Annotated in this window: 14 protein-coding genes; 10 read left to right on the forward strand and 4 right to left on the reverse strand. The window is 60.0% G+C overall.

Going from position 1 to position 18,319, the window contains the following annotated elements; translation table 11 throughout:
* Nucleotides 1-11 precede the first annotated feature (11 nt).
* The gene (gene kdsB, locus LVS58_RS03615; protein ID WP_233689917.1) at nt 12-1,298 is read left to right on the forward strand and encodes a 3-deoxy-manno-octulosonate cytidylyltransferase; all 1,287 of its coding nucleotides are present in this window, start codon (nt 12-14) and stop codon (nt 1,296-1,298) included.
* Between the two features lie 109 nt (nt 1,299-1,407).
* Here the strand turns inward: kdsB and LVS58_RS03620 are convergent, their stop codons facing one another.
* The 3 genes from LVS58_RS03620 to LVS58_RS03630 all read right to left on the reverse strand — a co-directional run bounded on the left by LVS58_RS03620 (nt 1,408) and on the right by LVS58_RS03630 (nt 4,871).
* Entirely contained in the window at nt 1,408-2,442 is a 1,035-nt protein-coding gene (locus tag LVS58_RS03620; RefSeq protein WP_233689918.1) for a phage baseplate protein, read from the reverse strand.
* Nucleotides 2,443-2,678: 236 nt separating this feature from the next.
* Nucleotides 2,679-3,824: a tetratricopeptide repeat protein gene (locus tag LVS58_RS03625; RefSeq protein ID WP_233689919.1), complete on the reverse strand. Its 1,146-nt coding sequence runs from the start codon at nt 3,822-3,824 to the stop codon at nt 2,679-2,681.
* Between the two features lie 114 nt (nt 3,825-3,938).
* Nucleotides 3,939-4,871, reverse strand: coding sequence for a KpsF/GutQ family sugar-phosphate isomerase (locus LVS58_RS03630; protein ID WP_233689920.1), 933 nt, complete (start codon nt 4,869-4,871; stop codon nt 3,939-3,941).
* Nucleotides 4,872-5,499: 628 nt separating this feature from the next.
* Between LVS58_RS03630 and LVS58_RS03635 the strand changes: the two genes are divergently transcribed.
* From LVS58_RS03635 to LVS58_RS03675, 9 genes are all read left to right on the forward strand, one after another.
* The gene (locus LVS58_RS03635; RefSeq protein ID WP_233689921.1) at nt 5,500-6,378 is read left to right on the forward strand and encodes a phosphotransferase; all 879 of its coding nucleotides are present in this window, start codon (nt 5,500-5,502) and stop codon (nt 6,376-6,378) included.
* Between the two features lie 245 nt (nt 6,379-6,623).
* The gene (locus LVS58_RS03640) at nt 6,624-8,648 is read left to right on the forward strand and encodes a capsular polysaccharide biosynthesis protein (protein WP_233689922.1); all 2,025 of its coding nucleotides are present in this window, start codon (nt 6,624-6,626) and stop codon (nt 8,646-8,648) included.
* Nucleotides 8,588-9,907 (forward strand): capsule biosynthesis protein, encoded by a 1,320-nt coding sequence (locus LVS58_RS03645; protein ID WP_233689923.1) that lies wholly within the window; start codon nt 8,588-8,590, stop codon nt 9,905-9,907. Before LVS58_RS03640 ends, LVS58_RS03645 begins: the two co-directional genes overlap by 61 nt.
* Nucleotides 9,904-10,680, forward strand: a complete 777-nt coding sequence (locus tag LVS58_RS03650) for an SDR family NAD(P)-dependent oxidoreductase (protein ID WP_003252728.1) — start codon at nt 9,904-9,906, stop codon at nt 10,678-10,680. Before LVS58_RS03645 ends, LVS58_RS03650 begins: the two co-directional genes overlap by 4 nt.
* Before the next feature lie 7 nt (nt 10,681-10,687).
* The gene (locus LVS58_RS03655) at nt 10,688-12,235 is read left to right on the forward strand and encodes an LTA synthase family protein (protein WP_233689924.1); all 1,548 of its coding nucleotides are present in this window, start codon (nt 10,688-10,690) and stop codon (nt 12,233-12,235) included.
* A 4-nt stretch (nt 12,236-12,239) separates the two neighbouring features.
* A complete protein-coding gene (locus LVS58_RS03660; RefSeq protein WP_325175972.1) occupies nt 12,240-12,806 on the forward strand; it encodes a GNAT family N-acetyltransferase in 567 nt (188 codons plus the stop codon).
* Entirely contained in the window at nt 12,806-14,950 is a 2,145-nt protein-coding gene (locus tag LVS58_RS03665; RefSeq protein WP_233689926.1) for a capsular polysaccharide biosynthesis protein, read from the forward strand. Before LVS58_RS03660 ends, LVS58_RS03665 begins: the two co-directional genes overlap by 1 nt.
* A gap of 3 nt (nt 14,951-14,953) precedes the next feature.
* The gene (locus tag LVS58_RS03670; protein WP_233689927.1) at nt 14,954-15,997 is read left to right on the forward strand and encodes a phytanoyl-CoA dioxygenase family protein; all 1,044 of its coding nucleotides are present in this window, start codon (nt 14,954-14,956) and stop codon (nt 15,995-15,997) included.
* Nucleotides 15,998-16,499: 502 nt separating this feature from the next.
* Nucleotides 16,500-16,955 (forward strand): REP-associated tyrosine transposase, encoded by a 456-nt coding sequence (locus LVS58_RS03675; protein WP_233689928.1) that lies wholly within the window; start codon nt 16,500-16,502, stop codon nt 16,953-16,955.
* Nucleotides 16,956-16,964: 9 nt separating this feature from the next.
* Here LVS58_RS03675 and LVS58_RS03680 read toward each other — a convergent pair whose 3' ends face one another.
* Nucleotides 16,965-18,317, reverse strand: coding sequence for an aminotransferase class I/II-fold pyridoxal phosphate-dependent enzyme (locus tag LVS58_RS03680; RefSeq protein ID WP_233689929.1), 1,353 nt, complete (start codon nt 18,315-18,317; stop codon nt 16,965-16,967).
* Nucleotides 18,318-18,319: the final 2 nt, after the last annotated feature.

Consider the following 18,319-nt stretch of genomic DNA (forward strand, 5'->3'; position numbering starts at 1 on the left):
TGACTGTGAGCATGTCAAGCAGCGAACAACGCGTTGCGATCATCATCCCTGCGCGTTATGGTTCGACGCGCCTGCCAGGCAAGCCACTGGCGGACATCGCAGGCAAACCGATGGTGCAGCACGTCTACGAGCGTGCACTTCAGGTTTCAAATGCGCACGCCGTGATTATTGCGACCGATGACGAACGGGTTGCCGAAGCTGTCCGCGCCTTTAGCGGTGAGTATGTGATGACTTCGCCTGATCACCCTTCAGGCACTGATCGCCTCGCCGAAGTCATGACTCAGGTCGATGCGGACATCTACATCAATCTGCAAGGTGATGAACCTCTGGTTCGTCCGAGTGATATCGAAGCACTGGCCGCGGGCATGCTCGCTGACTCCAGCGTCAATGTTGGCACGCTTTGCCATCCAATCGACGCTCATGAGGCGGGGAATCCCAATACTGTGAAAGTGGTATTGGCAGCGAACGGTAACGCGCTGTACTTCAGCCGTTCTCCGATCCCTTACCCGCGAGAGAGCGAGACAGCCACCTACCTGAAACACGTCGGCGTGTACGCGTATCGCCGTGAAGTGCTTGCCGAGTACGCCAGCTTGCCGCAGCCGATGCTGGCACATGCAGAAAAACTCGAACAACTGCGTCTGATGACCGCTGGATATTGCATCCGCGCCTATGTCGTTGAACCAACCGGTCCTGGTGTTGATACACCAGAATGCCTGGAACAGGTGCGCGCACTATTCAACGGCCGAGACATTGCTCCTCAGCCGACTCTGGCCGATATACGCCTGGTTATCACCGATGTTGACGGCGTTCTCACTGACGGTGGTATCTATTACGACGCAACCGGTGAATGCCTCAAGCGGTTTCATGTCCGAGATGGCATGGGCATGCGGTTGCTTGAGGAGAACGGAGTACGGGTTGCCGTGTTGTCCGGGCGCGACTCAGCAACTTTGCGTAAGCGTGTTGCTGACTTGGGGATTACGCTTTGCCAATTTGGAGTCAAAGATAAGCTTGCAGCATGCAAGCAACTCATGGCCGAGGCAGACGTACGACCTGAGCAAACAGCCTGTATTGGAGATGATTGTATTGATCTCCCGGCGTTTTCGGCCTGCGGGATGTCGTTTGCCGTTGCCGACGCACCAATATACGTCAAAGCTGCCGCAACCCAGACGTTAGTAACAGCAGGAGGCAACGGGGCTTTTCGTGAACTTGCCGACGCCATCCTGATCTCGCAAAATAAAGCCAATGTGTTCAGTACTGCGTCTGGCTATTCGAAGGTCATGAACAAAATGGCGCAATAAGCATCCCTTTAGAAATTTCCTGCCCATACCCAATCAGGCACGGGCAGGAACCATTCTCAACAAAAAATCCATTAATTATAAAACCCTTTCCTTCCTAGGCAACAAGCGATTAGTCTTTATCGATAGGCATTCGATAAATTCGAACCTTTCTGAATCCTTTGTCCCCACTTACAACCCCGACGCACAGATACTGCTTGCCTCCTTCATTTATGAGGGCTAGGCCTTCTGGCTCAAACTCTTTTCCAACCCCATCCATCCGCGCTTGGGCCTGGCCTAACTCAACGTCAAAATTCTTATCTATGACTTGGCCATCGAGTGTGTAAACTGCCAAGTGCTTTGGCACATCAATCTTGCTATTTCCAGCAACAATCCAGACCCTCCGCCCATCACTCGCTATACCTTGTAAAGGATGCTGAGAGTCAATCACATCCTGAACACTCCATTCATAGGTCCACCGCTGGGAATAATCACCCACCCCGCCACGCACAAGATCAGCAAGTTTCCAAACACGAACCACTTGGTCTCCCGTGTCTTTTTTTCTCCCTGCAGCAATTAAATACTTTTGATCCGTGCTGATCGCCGGGGTAGCGCTCACGTGGGTCTTGAAGTCATTACCAAATAGTCGAAAAACCTCAACATTTTTGACAGGCTGACCTTCTAAGTAGGAAAAGCGAACGACCTGCCTAAAGTCCTTTTGATAAGTAGACCACAATCTGACTTCGCTATCAGGAAGATACTCGATACCTAACCCTTGATGCCCCACAACATCATTAACTGGATCCGAGGCTCCCTGCGAGACCTTTGAAACCGCCTGATCAAGCGGATAGTTATTTATAATTGAAGCACCACCAGCCTTCATACCAGTCAAATGCAGCGTATAGACGGTCCGATTGCGCTCATCGAAGGCAAAGGACTGAATTCCATTTCGCCCCCCACCACTACCCCGAATTTTTTCCAAGGCAAAAAGCATAGCACTTGAATTTAAAGCCCTATTAAAGTCCAAGTGGCGAGACGACAAAGCCTGAAAAGAACGGCCTCCGCTCTCCAGCTGCGCTTGCTCATTCGCTGACGCTTCCGCGCCAGCGCCCATCAGTGCGCCTGACAAATAAAGACACGCAAATAGTGGGAAATAGCCAAGCTTCATTAGTCGCGCTCCTACTATCAGAGGAAACATCAACCACCAGCCAATGCACATCCTTTCAGATGCTTGCTTGATGGCTCCCCCAGACTAGCACAACCTGCATAGAGCTTCTAAATATAAAAAAGCTCAACATAATGTTGAGCTTTTTAATTCAAAATCACCTCCGACCACCACTAGCCAGATGAAGCCCTTGAATTACTGCCGCAACGAAAACACAACGCACGTGCAGGACAAAAAAATCACGAACTCAGAGTTGGTTCAAGTGAATATTTTTTCATCCTTTCAAGCACACTTTTGTTTGCTGAATCGATACGGTAAGCTCGCAGCAAAATTTCATTCGCAGCCTCTACATCACCTTCGGCCCGGGTCAAGTCCGAGATGAATGCTTGCGTCAGGGCCGCTTCAGGGCTTAATTTTGCATGCTCGCTCAAATGAAACTTCGCTCGCTCAACGTCCTTTCGAACCATATATGCCCTGGCCAAGCGATACTGTGCATTAGCAAAGTGTGGCGCCGAAGAAACCGCTGAGGCCAAGAAAGGTATTGCCTCCCCTGCCAACTTTGACTCCAGAAGCGCTGTACCAACCCAGTAGTTTGCAGTTTCATGTGCAGGGTCAACGTCCAACACCAAGCGAGCCCTAGACTCTACTTGTCGCCAATCTTTCGCCTTCGCACTCACATGCAAATCTATGAGCCGCCGAACAATTGCACCATTATACGCCGAACGCCCCTTTTCAGTTACGTCAGGCATTTTTCCATCCGAGGAGAATGTTGCGATATAGTTGGACAGACCGTATTTAAGCTCAATAAAGGGTGCCCCGCCATGCCCCACACCACGAAGAGTAAGAGTGGAAACCCCCTCCGATCCCAGCAAATGATGAGCGGCTTTCAGGTCCATCGCATCAGCTTCACCAGCTATGTGAAGAATGGTCGTTGACTTCTGACTGCTTATTTTCGATAGGTCGGGAAAGACCAGATCAACCGACTTAGAGATCTGCGCACTTCTCGCATGAGGTATTCTCAGAACACTGTCAAACCCGAATGCCATAGCCTTGCAGCCGATCAGCTTCGCGAAGAGAGCTGCGGCATAGCCACCCATGCTCACTCCATGCAGAATAATTTCTACTGCTCCTAGCGAAGCGGCGATACGCTCGATCTTACGTCCTATGTCGTCAACACTATCGGCGAAGCCAGGTATACCATTCTGATACCATTCATTTTTTCCATTATTGAGGAACAGGCGGTGCTCTGACTGCGCATTACCTACCCGCCAAAAATCAAACTTACCATCAGTCTTATTGGTCCCAGCAAAGAACACCAGTAGGCGTCTCGCCCCCGGGCAAGGCACAAGCTTATAGTGAGGTCCTTCAAGTTGTTCTAGAACCATTTCCATCCTCAATTCTCAATCGATACCCCAGTTAATAATTCTCAAAATTCACTGGGGAACTTTATTGACGCCAGCACACTTGCTCAGGGGGTTTAGCTAAGATATCAATCTTACTCAGTCAAAAATCTCAACAACACCTACAACGGCACCTTCAGCATCCGTTACCGCCAACGCCCGAATCTTGTTATCCAACATATAAGACTCAGCTTCCGACAACTGTGAATCTTCTCCGATAGTGTGAGGATTGGGAGTCATGAACTGTGCGACCGTCTCGCGAACGACGCCTTCGTTCTCCAGCAAGGCGCGACGGAGGTCACCGTCAGTCACAATACCGACAAGCTTTTCGTCATCCATCACCACAGTAAGGCCGAGCCGGCTGCGTGTCATGACCAACAGGCAGTCATGGAAGCTGGTAGTCGAGGTAACCATGGGTGCCGGCGAGTGCATCACGTCACGGACACGGGTCAGCAGCTTACGACCGAGGCTTCCACCGGGGTGATAGCGCGCGAAGTCCATTGGTTTGAACTGAATGGCTTCGATCAGCGCTACAGCCAAAGCATCACCCATGGCCATGGTTGCCAAGGTGGAGGTGGTTGGTGCCAGGTTGTTCGGGCAGACTTCCCGCTCAACCGAGATGTCCAGCCAGATATCAGCATGCTTGGCCAGTGTGGACTTGCCGTTGCCGGTCATGGCGATGATCTTGTTACCGAACGACTTGAGGCTCGGGATCAGCTTGATCAGCTCTTCGGTCTCGCCGCTGTAGCTGATGAGGATCAGAACATCGATAGGCTTGAGCATGCCCAGGTCGCCATGGAAGGCTTCGGCCGGGTGCAGGAAGAAACTGGGGGTGCCGGTGGATGCAAAGGTTGCGACCATTTTCTGGCCGATCAGGCCGGACTTGCCCATGCCACACACCACTGTGCGGCCTTGGCAACCGAGGATAAGCTCGACTGCGCTCTGAAATTCGCCATCAAGGCGGTCAGACAACTGCGTGACTGCTTGGGCTTGCGCAATGAGGGCTTCTTTGGCAATGCTGAGATGATTCATTTTCGTCCCTGACGACATCTGAAAAATGCGAAGCCGCAAATGTTAAAGTTTTTACATCGCGAAGCAAAGCGCGGCAGCCTGTAGTACGTTGATAATCTGACTGGTGGGTACCAAAAACGGATGTCCCCACAGTTACGCCACCGCCCCTCCCATTCACCTTCTTGCCACTTGCGTAGGTAACGCCGGCGACTGGCGGCCTTACGCTAGAAAGCGGCTAGACCAAGGGAACCGAATTCAAAGCGCGCGCTCGAACAACGCTGGGAGTGCGACCTCACCGCTATGCAGGGTGTGTTTTTTTGCTCGCAACCGATCTAGTGGGGAGCCAAATGCTGGCATTTCGCCCTTATTCATCAACCTCTTATAGAAATTTTTCGTTGTGCCCAAGCCATGTATGCAGCAGCATACGCCCCTTCTAAGATAGAGATCGGACACCGTCCCCACCTACATGGATGTCATGCCTCCCCCCCGCCAGCCCACCTTGAACAGGACTTTTTACCGCTGGCGGCGAGCACCTTTGGAACAGCACCTGGTTGACCTAATGCCTCATTGGCGGGGAAAGCAGCTGGACATTCGTAGCCACGAGCTCGTCTCCAACGCCTCGTTCGTCAACTACGTAAGGCATCACAGCGTGACGGACCTTAGCACCGGAAAGTCGCTGGAAGTGGTGGAGAAGTCGATTCGCAAGGTGGCCTTCCTCGGCAGCCAAGAGGCCAGGTTTCATCGCGCCGAAGGCATGCTGGCGGGCAGTACACATTTTTGTCACCCCGCCTGCCTGGGCGTCATCGAGACGCCATGGGAGAGTTTTATCTTTACCGCGTTCGTTCGAGGCAAGCCCCCCCGGATGCACGCCATTGCCAAGCAACTGGCACAAGGTATCGCCGAGCTCGAAGAGTTGAGCCACGGCTACCTTGAATTCGAGGGGCGACCGGTGCCGCGGGCACTGCTGCACTGGAGCATGGATTTTTTCCGGCCTTGGTTTCTGCTTCGACCACGCTTCAACTTTGCCCGCTGCCTGCCAGCGCTTGAGCAGCTTGGCAGGCAGGACCCTCGCTTTGCAGGCTTGGCCCAACGCTTCAAAGCCTTTACTCCGGTCATTCGGCAACTGGCCGCCCAGGCGAGACGCAGCCCTCGTTGCATCAGCCACATGGATTACCTGCGCAAGAACCTGTTCGTGGTCAAAGGGCAGTTGCACCTGATCGACTGGAGCGAGGTCAAGGTTGGCCGGGTGGGGTTCGATGGGGGCGCTTACCTTGGAAGCCTGTTCAGGCGCAAGGACATGAACGTCTTTCTGGCCGCCCGTAAAGAGTTCATCGAAGCCTACTCCGCTGCGCTTGCCGAGCAATTCGATCTCCAGGAGGCGCTGCGCAACCTGCATTACGTGTTCCTGCTCACAGCATTGTTCCATTGCCTGCGCCCGGAAACGATCGAGGAATATCGTCAGCGCGACAGAATGGCCCTTCTGCAAGAGAAATACGCTTACCTGCTGGCACTATTGGGCAACGATTAGCGAGTGGCTTGCGACGAGAACGCCCGGCAACGTCGCGAATGGGCCAGTTAGCATCGATAAGATGGCATTTTGATGTCATCCGTCAGCATTTACGCAGATTGTCTAATTTCTTTTTGCGTTTTATCCGAATCTGCGCGCGCGCAAATGTGAATATGTATTAAGATTCGCCCTCATTTTTCCTCTGGTTCGCCAAGGGTCCGCGCCCTTGTCGTCCCTCATCTGCCAATGGATGCTGCTTCGCGTTTATGGATGACGTTTCGCCCCGCCCTCGCCTGCTAATCCTGTCAAAGGGCGCACAGGCCATCAGCACGCTGCCTGCCTTGTTGCCCGACTACGTTCTTCAGAACGGCGTTGCGCGTGACGTGCAGCACGCCGACTGGCTTATGGCGTGGGGCCGAAAGCCCAGTGCAATAAAGGCAATGGCCGAAGCACAGAAAGCCCGCAAGCCTGTCTTAACGCTTGAAGACGGTTTCGTTCGCTCGGTGGGTTTAGGCGCCGATGAGCCTCCCCTGTCATTGATCGTGGACGACTTGGGCGTCTATTACGATGCCAGCCAGCCTTCCAGGCTCGAACAACTGATTGCCACCCCTCTTGATGCGGACCAGACGCAACGTGCCTTGGCCCTTCGTGACCTCTGGCAACAGCAGCGGGTTTCCAAGTACAACGATGCCCGCATCGAACTGCCGGAGCTTCCTGAGAACTGTGTTTTGGTCGCTGACCAGACTAGTGGCGACGCGTCACTGCAGGGCGCCGGAGCTGAAGACTTCCGGGCGATGCTTGACGCGGCTTTGGCGCGCTATCCGGATTGCACGATCGTACTCAAGGTACACCCGGATGTAGTCGCAGGTCGCAAGCAAGGGCATTTCGATCTTACCGCTCTGGCAAGCAACCCTCGGATACAGGTACTTGCACGCAATGCGCACCCGGCCGACCTGCTGCCACACATGCGCGCTGTTTTTGTGATGACCTCGCAGCTTGGCTTTGATGCCTTGCTATGGAATGTGCCAGTACACACCTGGGGCATGCCGTTTTATGCCGGTTGGGGCCTGACCGAAGACCGCCTGCCCGCACCGTCACGACGTCACCCGGTGCCCCTGGCGCAATTGATTCATGCCACGCTGGTGGCCTACCCACGTTACGTTTGTCCAGAGCGGGGCGTACCGTGCTCCCCGGAGGTACTGATCAACTGGCTTGGTCTGCAGCGACGTCACCGCAGCGTGCTGCCGACCTCCGTACAGATGCTGGGATTCAGCCGCTGGAAAGAGCCACTGGTTGAAATGTTCTTCAACGGCGCAGAAATTCGCTTCGTGAAGCCCGAGAATCCACTTTCGCAAGACCTGCCGGTGGTAGCCTGGGGCTGTAAACACGATGATGACCTGAACATGCACCCTCACCCTGTCAAACGGGTCGAGGATGGCTTTCTACGCTCTGTAGGGCTTGGCGCAGGCAAGGCAAGACCGCTGTCGTGGGTGCTCGATGACATTGGCATCTACTACGACGCTACGCGGCCTTCGCGCCTAGAGCGCATTCTTGCGACAGACCAGTTCGACGCACAATTGCTTGGCCGTGCCCAGTCGCTACGGAAGGCAATATGCGCTGCCGGGCTGACCAAATACAATTTGCCAGGCTCTAGCTGGAGTCGCCCTATTGGCGCAGCAAAGGTCATCCTGGTCACCGGCCAGGTGGAAGACGATGCGTCCATTCGATTTGGCGGTAACAGCATACGCAGCAATCTGCAATTGCTGAAAGCTGTGCGCGCGCAGAACCCTAGCGCATGGCTCCTGTACAAGCCTCACCCGGAGGTGCTGGCTGGTACCCGTGCCCGTGGCGGTGACGAAGAGCAAACCGTGCACTGGTGCGATGAAGTCATTGGCGACACGCCACTCCAGCAATTGCTGGAAGTCGTCGATGAAGTGCACGTACTGACCTCACAGTCCGGCTTTGAAGCACTCCTGCGCGGCGTGCCCGTCACCACCTACGGCCAGCCGTTCTATGCCGGCTGGGGCTTGACCCGTGACATGGACCTGTCAACGGATGTTCGGGCCCGGCGCAGCCGCAAACTGAGCCTGGATGAGCTGGTTGCTGGCACGCTCTTGCTTTATCCGACCTATGTAAGCCGCATTACCAATCGGTTTACTACCCCTGAACAGACCTTGTACGAATTACAGAATTGGCACGCGCTAACGCCGCAGCCAGGAGCCCCCTCTCGATGGCAGGACTTGAAACGACGCTTGAGCAGTTTGTTGGGCATGAAGCGCCCGACCAACTGAATGCAAGGGCGACGCGTGGTCCTCTGCTGCGCGTGCCCACCGGCAATTTCCTGTTTCTACAAGGCGTCAGCTCGCCTTTTTTCGCACGCCTGGCGAAAGCCTTACGCGACATTGGCCAGTATGTGCACAGCGTGCGCTTTAATGTGGGCGATGAACTGTATGGCGCCGATGGCCCGAACATGGCCTGCCCTGGCAAAGCTGATGACCTAGAAGCCTGGTATGCAGGAGTGTTCCGCCAGCTGGACATTACTGATCTCGTACTGTTTGGCGACTGCCGCCCCGTGCACCGCACGGCGATCAAACTCGCGCGTTTGCAGGGCATTCGGGTACATGTGTTCGAAGAAGGCTACTTCCGGCCCTACTGGATCACTCTGGAGCGCGACGGCGTCAACAACAACTCGCGCTTGCCACGGGACCCTGACTGGTATCGCGAGGTAGGCAAACACATTCCCCGCTATCAGAACGGCAAGCCCTTCAAACTGTCTTTTGCCGCCCGTGCTGCTCACGACGTGCTCTATCACGCTGGCGGGGCTTTGAATGCTCTGTTCTATCCCAAGTATCAAACCCACGCCCCCTTCAACGCGGCGGTGGAGTACATGGGATACGTCCGCCAAGGCCTGCGCCTGCTCCGTGCCCGCAGCCACGATGACGCCCTGGTCGCCGATGTCGCCCGTGAGCGTCAGCCCACCTTCCTGCTGCCGCTGCAGTTGGACAGCGACGCGCAGATCCGCGACCACTCGCCGTTCGACAACATGACCCAGGTCATCGAGCACGTGATCGACTCGTTCTCGCTGCATGCCCCGTTCAATGCCCGCCTGCTGGTCAAAAACCATCCGCTGACGCCTGGCCTGGTCAACTACCGGCGCGTCACCGAGGCGCTGGCCCGCGAATACGACGTAGCCGACCGGGTCGAGTTCATGGAAAGCGGGCATATGCCAACCTTGCTCTCGCACATTAATGGCATGGTTACCGTCAACAGCACCGCCGGGGCTTCGGCGCTGCTGCACGGGCGCCCGACCATCACCCTGGCCGACCCTATCTACGCCATGCCCGGCCTTACCCACCAAGGCAGCCTGGCTGATTTCTGGCACACCCCGGACATGCCGGACATCAAGCTCTTCCATCGCTTCCGCAACACGGTCATCCACACCACCCAGGTCAACGGCGGCTTCTACACCGCCTGCGGCATGGACATGGCCGTGGCCAACTGCCTGGAAGTGCTGATGGCGAAAACCTCAAGAATCGAAAAATACCTATGAGTTCGCACGCCTCTCCCCGCTGCATCCTCATCACCGGCGCCACAGGCGGTATTGGTGGCGCGTTGGCGCCTGCCTACGCCGCGCCGGGGGTGACGCTGATCCTGCAAGGCCGGCGCCAGGACCGCCTGGCCGAAATGGCCGAACAATGCCGCGCCCTGGGTGCCCAGGTGCTGCTGGAAGCCCTCGACGTGCGCGACCTGGACGCCCTGCGGGCCATGGTGCGCCGGGTAAGCGAGCAGCATCAGCCCGACCTGGTGCTGGTGGGCGCAGGGCTTAACACCGCCGTGGGCGCCAATGGCGAAGCCGAAGACTGGGACGACAGCCGCGCCCTGATGGAAGTGAACGTGATGGCCGCCCTGGCCACCGTCGAGGCCGCCCTGCCCGCCATGCGCAGCCGTGGCGACGGGCAGATCGCCCTGTTCAGCTCGCTGGCGGGCTGGCGTGGCTTGCCGGTCACGCCCACCTACAGCGCCAGCAAGGCCGCCATCCGGGTGTACGGCGAGGCCATCCGCGACTGGCTGGCGCCGGAAGGGGTAAAAGTGAATGTGATTGTGCCGGGGTATGTGGAGTCGAAGATGTGCTTCGAAATGCCCGGGCCTAAACCTTTTCTGTGGACCGCCGACAAAGCGGCCAGGCGTATCAAGCGCGGGCTGGCGGCAAACCAGGCGCGTATCAGCTTTCCGTTCCCGCTCAACCTGGGCACCTGGCTGCTGGGGCTTATCCCGCAGTGGCTTTCTTCGATGATCCTGCGTGGGTTGAAGTACAGTGATTGATGTTTCCATGTTGCCGGTCGCTTTGATCGGCCTGGGCTTGACCGTCGCGGTCGAGCGCCTGCTGGTTCCCCGCCCTGCCCTGCGTCGCCCGGCCGATTGCTGGCTGCTGCATGCGGGGCTATGGTGTGTGGCATTCGGGCTGTTGTATGCACTGACGGCGCGGCCCGTGTTCAGTGGCGTGAATGTGTTGCTGCTGTGGCTGCTGATCGTGCTGGTAAGCAATGCCAAGTATCACTCGCTGCGCGAGCCGTTTGTGTGTGCAGATTTCGAGTATTTCAGCGACGCAGTGAAGTTCCCGCGGTTGTACTTGCCGTTCTTTGGCTTTGGCAAGGCCGCGCTGCTGGCGGTGGGCTTTGTGGTTTACCTGTGGGCGGGGTTGAGCTTCGAGGTGGCGGGCGCGCGGCTTGCGGCGTTGCTGCCGTTGGCGCTGGGCCTGGGCCTGCTGCGCCTGGGGCATCGGCCTGTGAAGCCGAGCTTTGATGCCGAGCAGGATGTGCGTGGCTGGGGGTTGGCGGCCAGCTTGTGGCGGTACTTCTGGGCGGCGCGGGCGCCGGTGGACCGGGACGGGCTGGGCTCGCCGTTTGCGGGTGTGGCGGTGCCGGCCTCTGGGCAGCCTGCCGCGCAGGCGACAGTGGCCCAGGCCGGGGCGCTGCCGGACCTGGTCTCGGTGCAGAGCGAGTCGTTCTTCGATGTGCGTGGGCTGTGGCCTGGCGTGCGCCCGAACGTGCTCCACCAGTACGACCTGCTGGCCAGCCAGGCGCTGGCCCGGGGCAAACTGCAGGTGGCCGCCTGGGGCGCCAATACGGTGCGGACCGAGTTCGCCTACCTGACCGGCATCCCTGCCGACCGGCTGGGCGTGCACCGCTTCAACCCGTACCGGGTGCTGGCCCGCCAAGGCCTGCCCAGTATCGCCGCCAGGCTCAAGGCGCAGGGGTACCGGACCATTTGCATCCACCCGTACGATGGTGGTTTCTATGGCCGCAACAAGGTGTTGCCGGCATTGGGCTTTGATGAATTCATCGATGTGAAGGCGTTCAACGCGTCGCAAAAGGCCGGGCCGTTCATTGGTGATTGCGCCGTGGCAGACAAAATCCGCGCGCTGCTGCAGGCGCCAGGCCGTACCCAGCCGCTGTTCATCCATGCGGTGACCATGGAAAACCACGGCCCGTTGCACCTGGAAAGCGTAGCCGCGCACGAGCTGCCCACCTGGTTCGACCGCCCGCTACAGCCGGGCATGAAAGACCTGGCGCCCTACGTGCGGCACATCGCCAATGCCGACCGCATGCTGGGCATGCTGCGCGAAACCCTGCTGGCCCAGCCGAACGAGGCGCTGCTGTGCTTCTTCGGTGACCATGTGCCGATCCTGCCCGAGGTGTACCAGGCTATTGGGGCGCCCGCAGGTGATACCGACTACCTGGTGTGGTCCAACCGCCGCCAGCCTGGCTGCGGGGCCAGGCCCATGCCGGTGCAGCAGTTGTCCAGCACATTGCTGGCCCATGCCCTGGCGCCGGCAACCCGCCAGGACTCGCCTGTGGCCAGTGCCGGGGTAGCCTGACAACGTGGTGCGTATCGTTTTGGGATCGGACCTGTCGCCGGAGCGTGCCGCAGACCCTGCCCTGGCCCGCTTGCTGACCGAGGGGCGGGGGTCGCTGGCGTTTCTGATTGGCGATACGGCCTGCCGCTATCGCCTGCTGGGCGCGGCTATCCACTGGGACCGTGTGCTGCTGGCCTTCGACGGCGAGCAGGCGCTGGGCTTTGCCGCCTTCAAGCATGGCCGGCGCGGGCTGTTTGCCTGGCACTGGCGGCCGTTCGTGCGTGAGTTTGGCGTGTTGAGTGGCTGGGTGCGGTTTATCGGGTTCTGCCTGAGCGAACTGCGCGAATGGCGCTACCCGTTCTTGCTGTACGGGCTGCGGGTCAGCAAGGCCGCACGCCAGCAAGGCGTGGGCTCGGCGCTGGTGCAGGCGTGCTGCGCGCACGCCGCCGCCCAGGGCTTTACCCAGGTAGAGCTGGAGGTGCCGCTGAGCAATCATCGGGCACAGCACCTGTACCTGCATAATGGCTTTGCCCTGCGCCGCAAGCGCTGGGTGCCGTTCCCGCCGGTGCGCAACATGTGGCGGGCCGTGTAATGCACAACACGCCTCCCTTTGTACCCCACCCGCCCGAAGGTTACTCGCCGCCCGATGCCCTGGTAGACGGCATCGGCTGGGTCGGCATCATGTCGCAGTGGGTGGCCTGGAAGGTGCTACACCTGCCGCAGTTCCTCGGCCCGGAAGGCCCGCCCTTCTGGCTGTGGCGCCGTGGCCGCAAGGCGCCCAAGGGGCTCAAGGCCATTGCCGGTATCGGCTACAAGCAGTCGTCGGCCCATGCCCGGGTGCTGTGCCAGCGCTGGGGGCTGCCCTATATTGCGCTGGAAGACGGCTTTTTGCGCTCTTCCTCGCTGGGCATCGAGGGCGACACGCCGATGTCCATGGTGGTCGACCCGGTGGGCATCCACTACCTGGCAGACCGCCCTTCGCTGCTGGAAAACATTCTGCAGCAGCCCGAGGCGCTCAGCGCATACGAGCTTAATTGCGCCCGCGAACTGATTGCCTTGATGCGCAGCAGCGGCATCGGCAAGTACAACAACGCCCAGGACCTGCCCGACGACGACCCGCTGGGCCGTGAACGGCCGCTGGTGCTGGTGGTGGACCAGACTGCCGGGGATTATTCGATCCCGGGCGGCGGGCTATGCGAAGCCGACTACGTGCGAATGCTGGATGAGGCCCTGGCAGAAAACCCTGATGCCGACGTGCGCGTGCGCATTCACCCGGACTGCCTGGGCGGGCAAAAGCCCAGTTGCCTGCTGGATGCCGCGCGGGCCCGTGGGGTAACGCTGGAGGCGCGGCCGGTAGCCTGGGCGTCACTGGCCCGGCGTGCCCGGCGTGTGTATGTGGGTACCAGCCAGGCCGGGCTGGAGGCGCTGATCCAGGGCGTGCCGGTTACCTGTTTCGGGCTGCCGTTCTACGCGGGGTGGGGGCTGACCGATGACCGCATGGCCATTGCTCGCCGGCAGGCACGGCCAGACCTTGTGCAACTGGTGGCGGCGGCCTATGTGCGCTACTGCCGGTATGTCGACCCATTGAGCGGCCAACTGACCGATGCCTTGACCGTTGCCCGCCAGTTGGCCAGCAAGAAAGCCCGCGATGCTGCGTTTGCCGGCCCCACCACGGTACTGGGCGTGAAGCGGCACAAGCAGCACAACATCCGGCGTTTTTTCGCAAGCCGTTGGGGGCAGTTGCGCTTCACCGTGGACAGCCCGCAACTGATAAGCCAGGTAGCGGCCGAACAGGGCCGCCTGCTGGTATGGGCTGCGCGCGAGCCGGCAGGCCTGGCCGAACGTGCGCGCCAGGCGGGGGTGCCACTGTGGCGGGTCGAGGATGGTTTCCTGCGCTCCACGGGGTTGGGGGCTACCAACAGCCCGGCGCTGTCTCTGGTGCTGGACCGGGGTGGCATTCATTACGATGCGCAGTCTGCCAGCGACCTGGAGCAGCTGTTGCAGCATGGCAAATTCGACGCCCCATGCCTGGCCGAAGCGGCGCGCTTGCGGGCACAGATCGTTGCCAGCGGCACCAGCAAGTTCAACCTGCGCAGCAATGTGCGCCCGGCCCTGTTGGGGCAGCCGGGCCAACTGCGGGTACTGGTGGTGGGCCAGGTCGAGGATGATGCCTCGACGCTGTGCAGCGGTGGCGGTGCCGGGTGCAACCTGCGGCTGCTGCAACAGGTGCGCGCGCGGTTGCCGGATGCCTGGATTCTGTACAAGCCGCACCCCGACGTGGAAGCCGGCAAGCGTCGCGGGCACATTGCCCCGGCACAGCTGGTGGGGCTGGCCGACCAGGTACTGGCGGGTGTGGACATCGCCAGCCTGTATGGCCAGGTCGATGCACTGCATACGCTCAGTTCCACCGCCGGTTTCGAGGCCTTGCTGCGCGGGCTGCCGGTGGTCACCTACGGCACGCCGTTCTATGCCGGCTGGGGCCTGACCGAGGACCATCAACCCTTACCCCGGCGCACCCGGCGTTTAACCCTGGACCAGTTGGTAGCCGGCGCCTTGTTGCGCTATGCGCGCTATGCCGACGTCCAGCAAGACCTGCCCTGCGATGCCTGGCACGCCCTCGCCTGCCTCAACGCGCCCCACCCGGCGCCGGTGGCCTTTCGACGAGTGGCCCCTTTGCTCAACTATACCCGGACCATGCTCGGCTGTGGCCGGCCACTGGCCCCATCAAAGGACTAGATCATGCCTGTTTCGATCAAGGACATCGGCCGTTACGCGGCACTCCCCTGGCATTGCCTGCAATTGGCTACCCATGCCAAGTCGTTCGAGAACAACCCGGTGCTGGGCAGTGCCCGGCTCAATGCCCTGGGCCTGCATGTGCAGCGTCGTCAGCTGGCGATGGCCATGGCAGGTTACCGCCGCAATGCACTGGCCTCGCGGCTGGATGCCGGTGAGCGCGCGCATTTTGAGCAGAACGGTTTTTTCATCCGTGAAAACGCCCTGCCTGCCGAGCAGTTTGCGGCCTTGCGTGCCGAGCTGGGTGCATTGCGCAGCACCGGCTGGGAAATGCGCCAAGGCCGCGCGGTTACCCGCCGGGTCAGCCTTGACCAGGACGTGCTGGCGCAAAACCCGGCCAGTGCAGCGTTTGTGGCGGACCGTGGGGTGCGCGACCTGATTGCGTATGCGTCGTCCAATACCGGTGGCATTACCTACCAGTTGCAGTCGATCGTGATCGACGCCGCCAATGCCGACCAGGACCCGCAGACCCGCCTGCATGCCGACACCTTCCACCCCACGGCGAAGGCGTGGTTGTTCCTGGACGACGTGGCGGATGACCAAGGGCCGTTCAGTTATGTGCCGGGGTCGCACCGCCTGACGCCGGAGCGTTTGGCCTGGGAGTATCGTCAAAGCCTGGGGGCGGCCTGCTCCAGCGAGCAGATGCACCGTGAGGGTTCGTTCCGCATCGACGAACCGGAGCTGGCTGCCCTCGGCTTGCCGCCACCCCGTCGCTTTGCGGTGCCCGCCAACACCCTGGTGGTGGCGGACACGTCCGGTTTCCATGCCCGTTGTGCGAGCCACCAGGCCAGCCACCGCGTCGAGATTTATGCCAGCCTGCGGCGTAACCCATTCATCCCATGGCGTGGGGCGCACCTGTTTGCCTTGCCATGGATTGCCAACCACCACATGCGTTGGGATATCCGGTTGAAGCGGTTGATGGGGTTTGACAAGAAGAGCCATTGGCGGTTTGTGGAGCAGTTGAATGCGTATGAGGCGCCGCATATCTGACCCACGCCCGACCCGGCCCGCCCCGGTGGTTGAACGCAGACCGTCGTAGGAGCGGGTTTACCCGCGAAAGGGCCGGGCCTGCTGGCCAATATCCCTGGCCGTTCACCGTTGCCGCCGCCACCGTATTCGCGGGTGAACCCGCTCCTACACGGAGGGTGGAAAGGCATCGTTGGTCGGACACACGCCGTCGTGTAGGAGCGGGTTTACCCGCGAAAGGGCCGGGCCTGCGGGCCAATATCCCTGGCCGTTCACCGTTGCCGCCGCCACCGTATTCGCGGGTGAACCCGCTCCTACAAGGAGGGTGGAAAGGCATCGTTGGTCGGACACACGCCGTCGTGTAGGAGCGGGTTTACCCGCGAAAGGGCCGGCCCTGCTGGCCAATATCCCTGCCCAATCACCGTCTTCCTTGGTCGGTGGGCACATTCTGCAATGGTTGAATCGCTGCCGGCATCATGAAGGCGTCTACGCTGGCTCGAACTATCGAAGCCTCAAGGATGACCCCATGCACTACGCCCATGCCCACCATCTGCGCCGCCACCGGGTTTCACACCCCGGCAGGCTGTATATGCTGACAACCGTCACCCACCAGCGTCGCCCCCTCTTTCACAACTTCAACCTGGCCAGGCTGGTGGTCAATCACTTGCGCCAAGCAGACCGGGAAAACAGCTGCGTCACGCTGGCCTGGGTCGTCATGCCCGACCATGTGCATTGGCTGATAGAACTGAAACAGGTGACACTGGCCACGTTGATGCGCCGCTTCAAATCAAGGTCCAGCCTTGCCTTGCACAAGGCTGGTGGAACACCCATCCCCATCTGGCAGGCGGGCTACTGCGATCGCGCCATGCGCAAGGATGATGACCTGCTCAACGCCGCTCGGTACATCATTGCCAACCCGGTCAGGGCCGGCCTGGCACCCAATGTCGGCGAATACCCGCACTGGGATGCCATCTGGCTGTAGGCGTGGCCCTCACCCCAGCCGCGCCATCTCCTCCGCCACCACCGCCACGGTATGCCTGATCTGCTCTTCCGTATGCTCGCAAGACACAAAAAAACGCACCCGCGCCGAATGCTCCGGCACCGCCGGGTACAGGATCGGCTGGGCATTGATGCCACGCTCGAACAGGGCGCTGGACAAGCGGCCGGCCTTGAACGAACTGCCGGTAATCACCGGGATCACCGCCAACCCGGTACTGGTCGCCGTGTCCAGCCCTGCTTCACGCGCCAGGCGCAGGAACAGCGCCCCTCGCGCCTGTACTTGCGCTACTCGCTCGCTGTCTGCCGCCAGCAGCTTCAACGCTGCCAACGCAGAGGCCGTGACCGCCGGTGGCATGCCGACACTGTACAAAAACCCCGGCGCCAGAAACTTCAGGTGCTCGATCAGTGCCGTGCGGCCCGCAATGTACCCGCCGCAACTGGCCAGGGTCTTGCTCAACGTCCCCATCCAGATGTCGACGTCATCACCCGCCAACCCATAATGCTCGCGAATACCTTTGCCCGTCGCCCCCATCACCCCCAGCGAATGGGCTTCATCCACCATCAGGAAAACCTTGTGCTTATGCTTGAGCTCGACGAACCGGGGTAGCTCGGGGTAGTCGCCGTCCATGCTGTAGATGCCTTCCACCACCACCAGCACCCGCTCAAAGTGCTGGCGTTGCTCGCCCAGCAGGCGGTCCAGCGCCTGCCAGTCGTTGTGGGCAAAACTCAGACGGCGGGCACCCGAGAGCTGGATACCCTGCAACACGCTGTTGTGAATCAGCTCATCATGCACCACCAGGTCGCGGGGCCCGAACAGGTAGCCGATGGTGGTGACGTTGGTGGCGTGGCCACTGACCATCACCACCGCATCATCCACCTCGTACAGGCGGGCCAGTTCGCGCTCGAGCTCGCGGTGCAGCGGGCGGTCGCCCGACACCGGGCGGCTGGCCGACACCGAGGTGCCGTAACGGTCGATCGCCGCCTTGGCCGCTTCGGCCACGATCGGGTGGCCGGAGTAGCCCAGGTAGTTGTAACTGGCAAAGTTGAGGTACTCGCGCTCGCCAATCTGCGTCTGGGCACCAGCGGTCCCCTGGTGCATACGGAAGAACGGGTTGCTCACGCCCAGCTGCAGGGCACTCTGCTGGATGACCCGCAGTTGCTGGTACCCCGGGTGCAGATCAAAGCGATAGTGCGCCTCGGGCACCTTCAGGGCAGCCTGCTGTACCTGCTCCAGGGTGGCACCCGGCTCACCCTCGGCCGCCACATGGCGGCGCCGGGCGAGGGCTTGCTGGATCAGGCGTTGCTTGGCATCGCCACCAAGGCCGGTCGGGGTTCTGGCTGTCATCT

The sequence above is a fragment of the Pseudomonas sp. JR33AA genome, from assembly GCF_021378985.1.
GTDB lineage: Bacteria > Pseudomonadota > Gammaproteobacteria > Pseudomonadales > Pseudomonadaceae > Aquipseudomonas > Aquipseudomonas alloputida.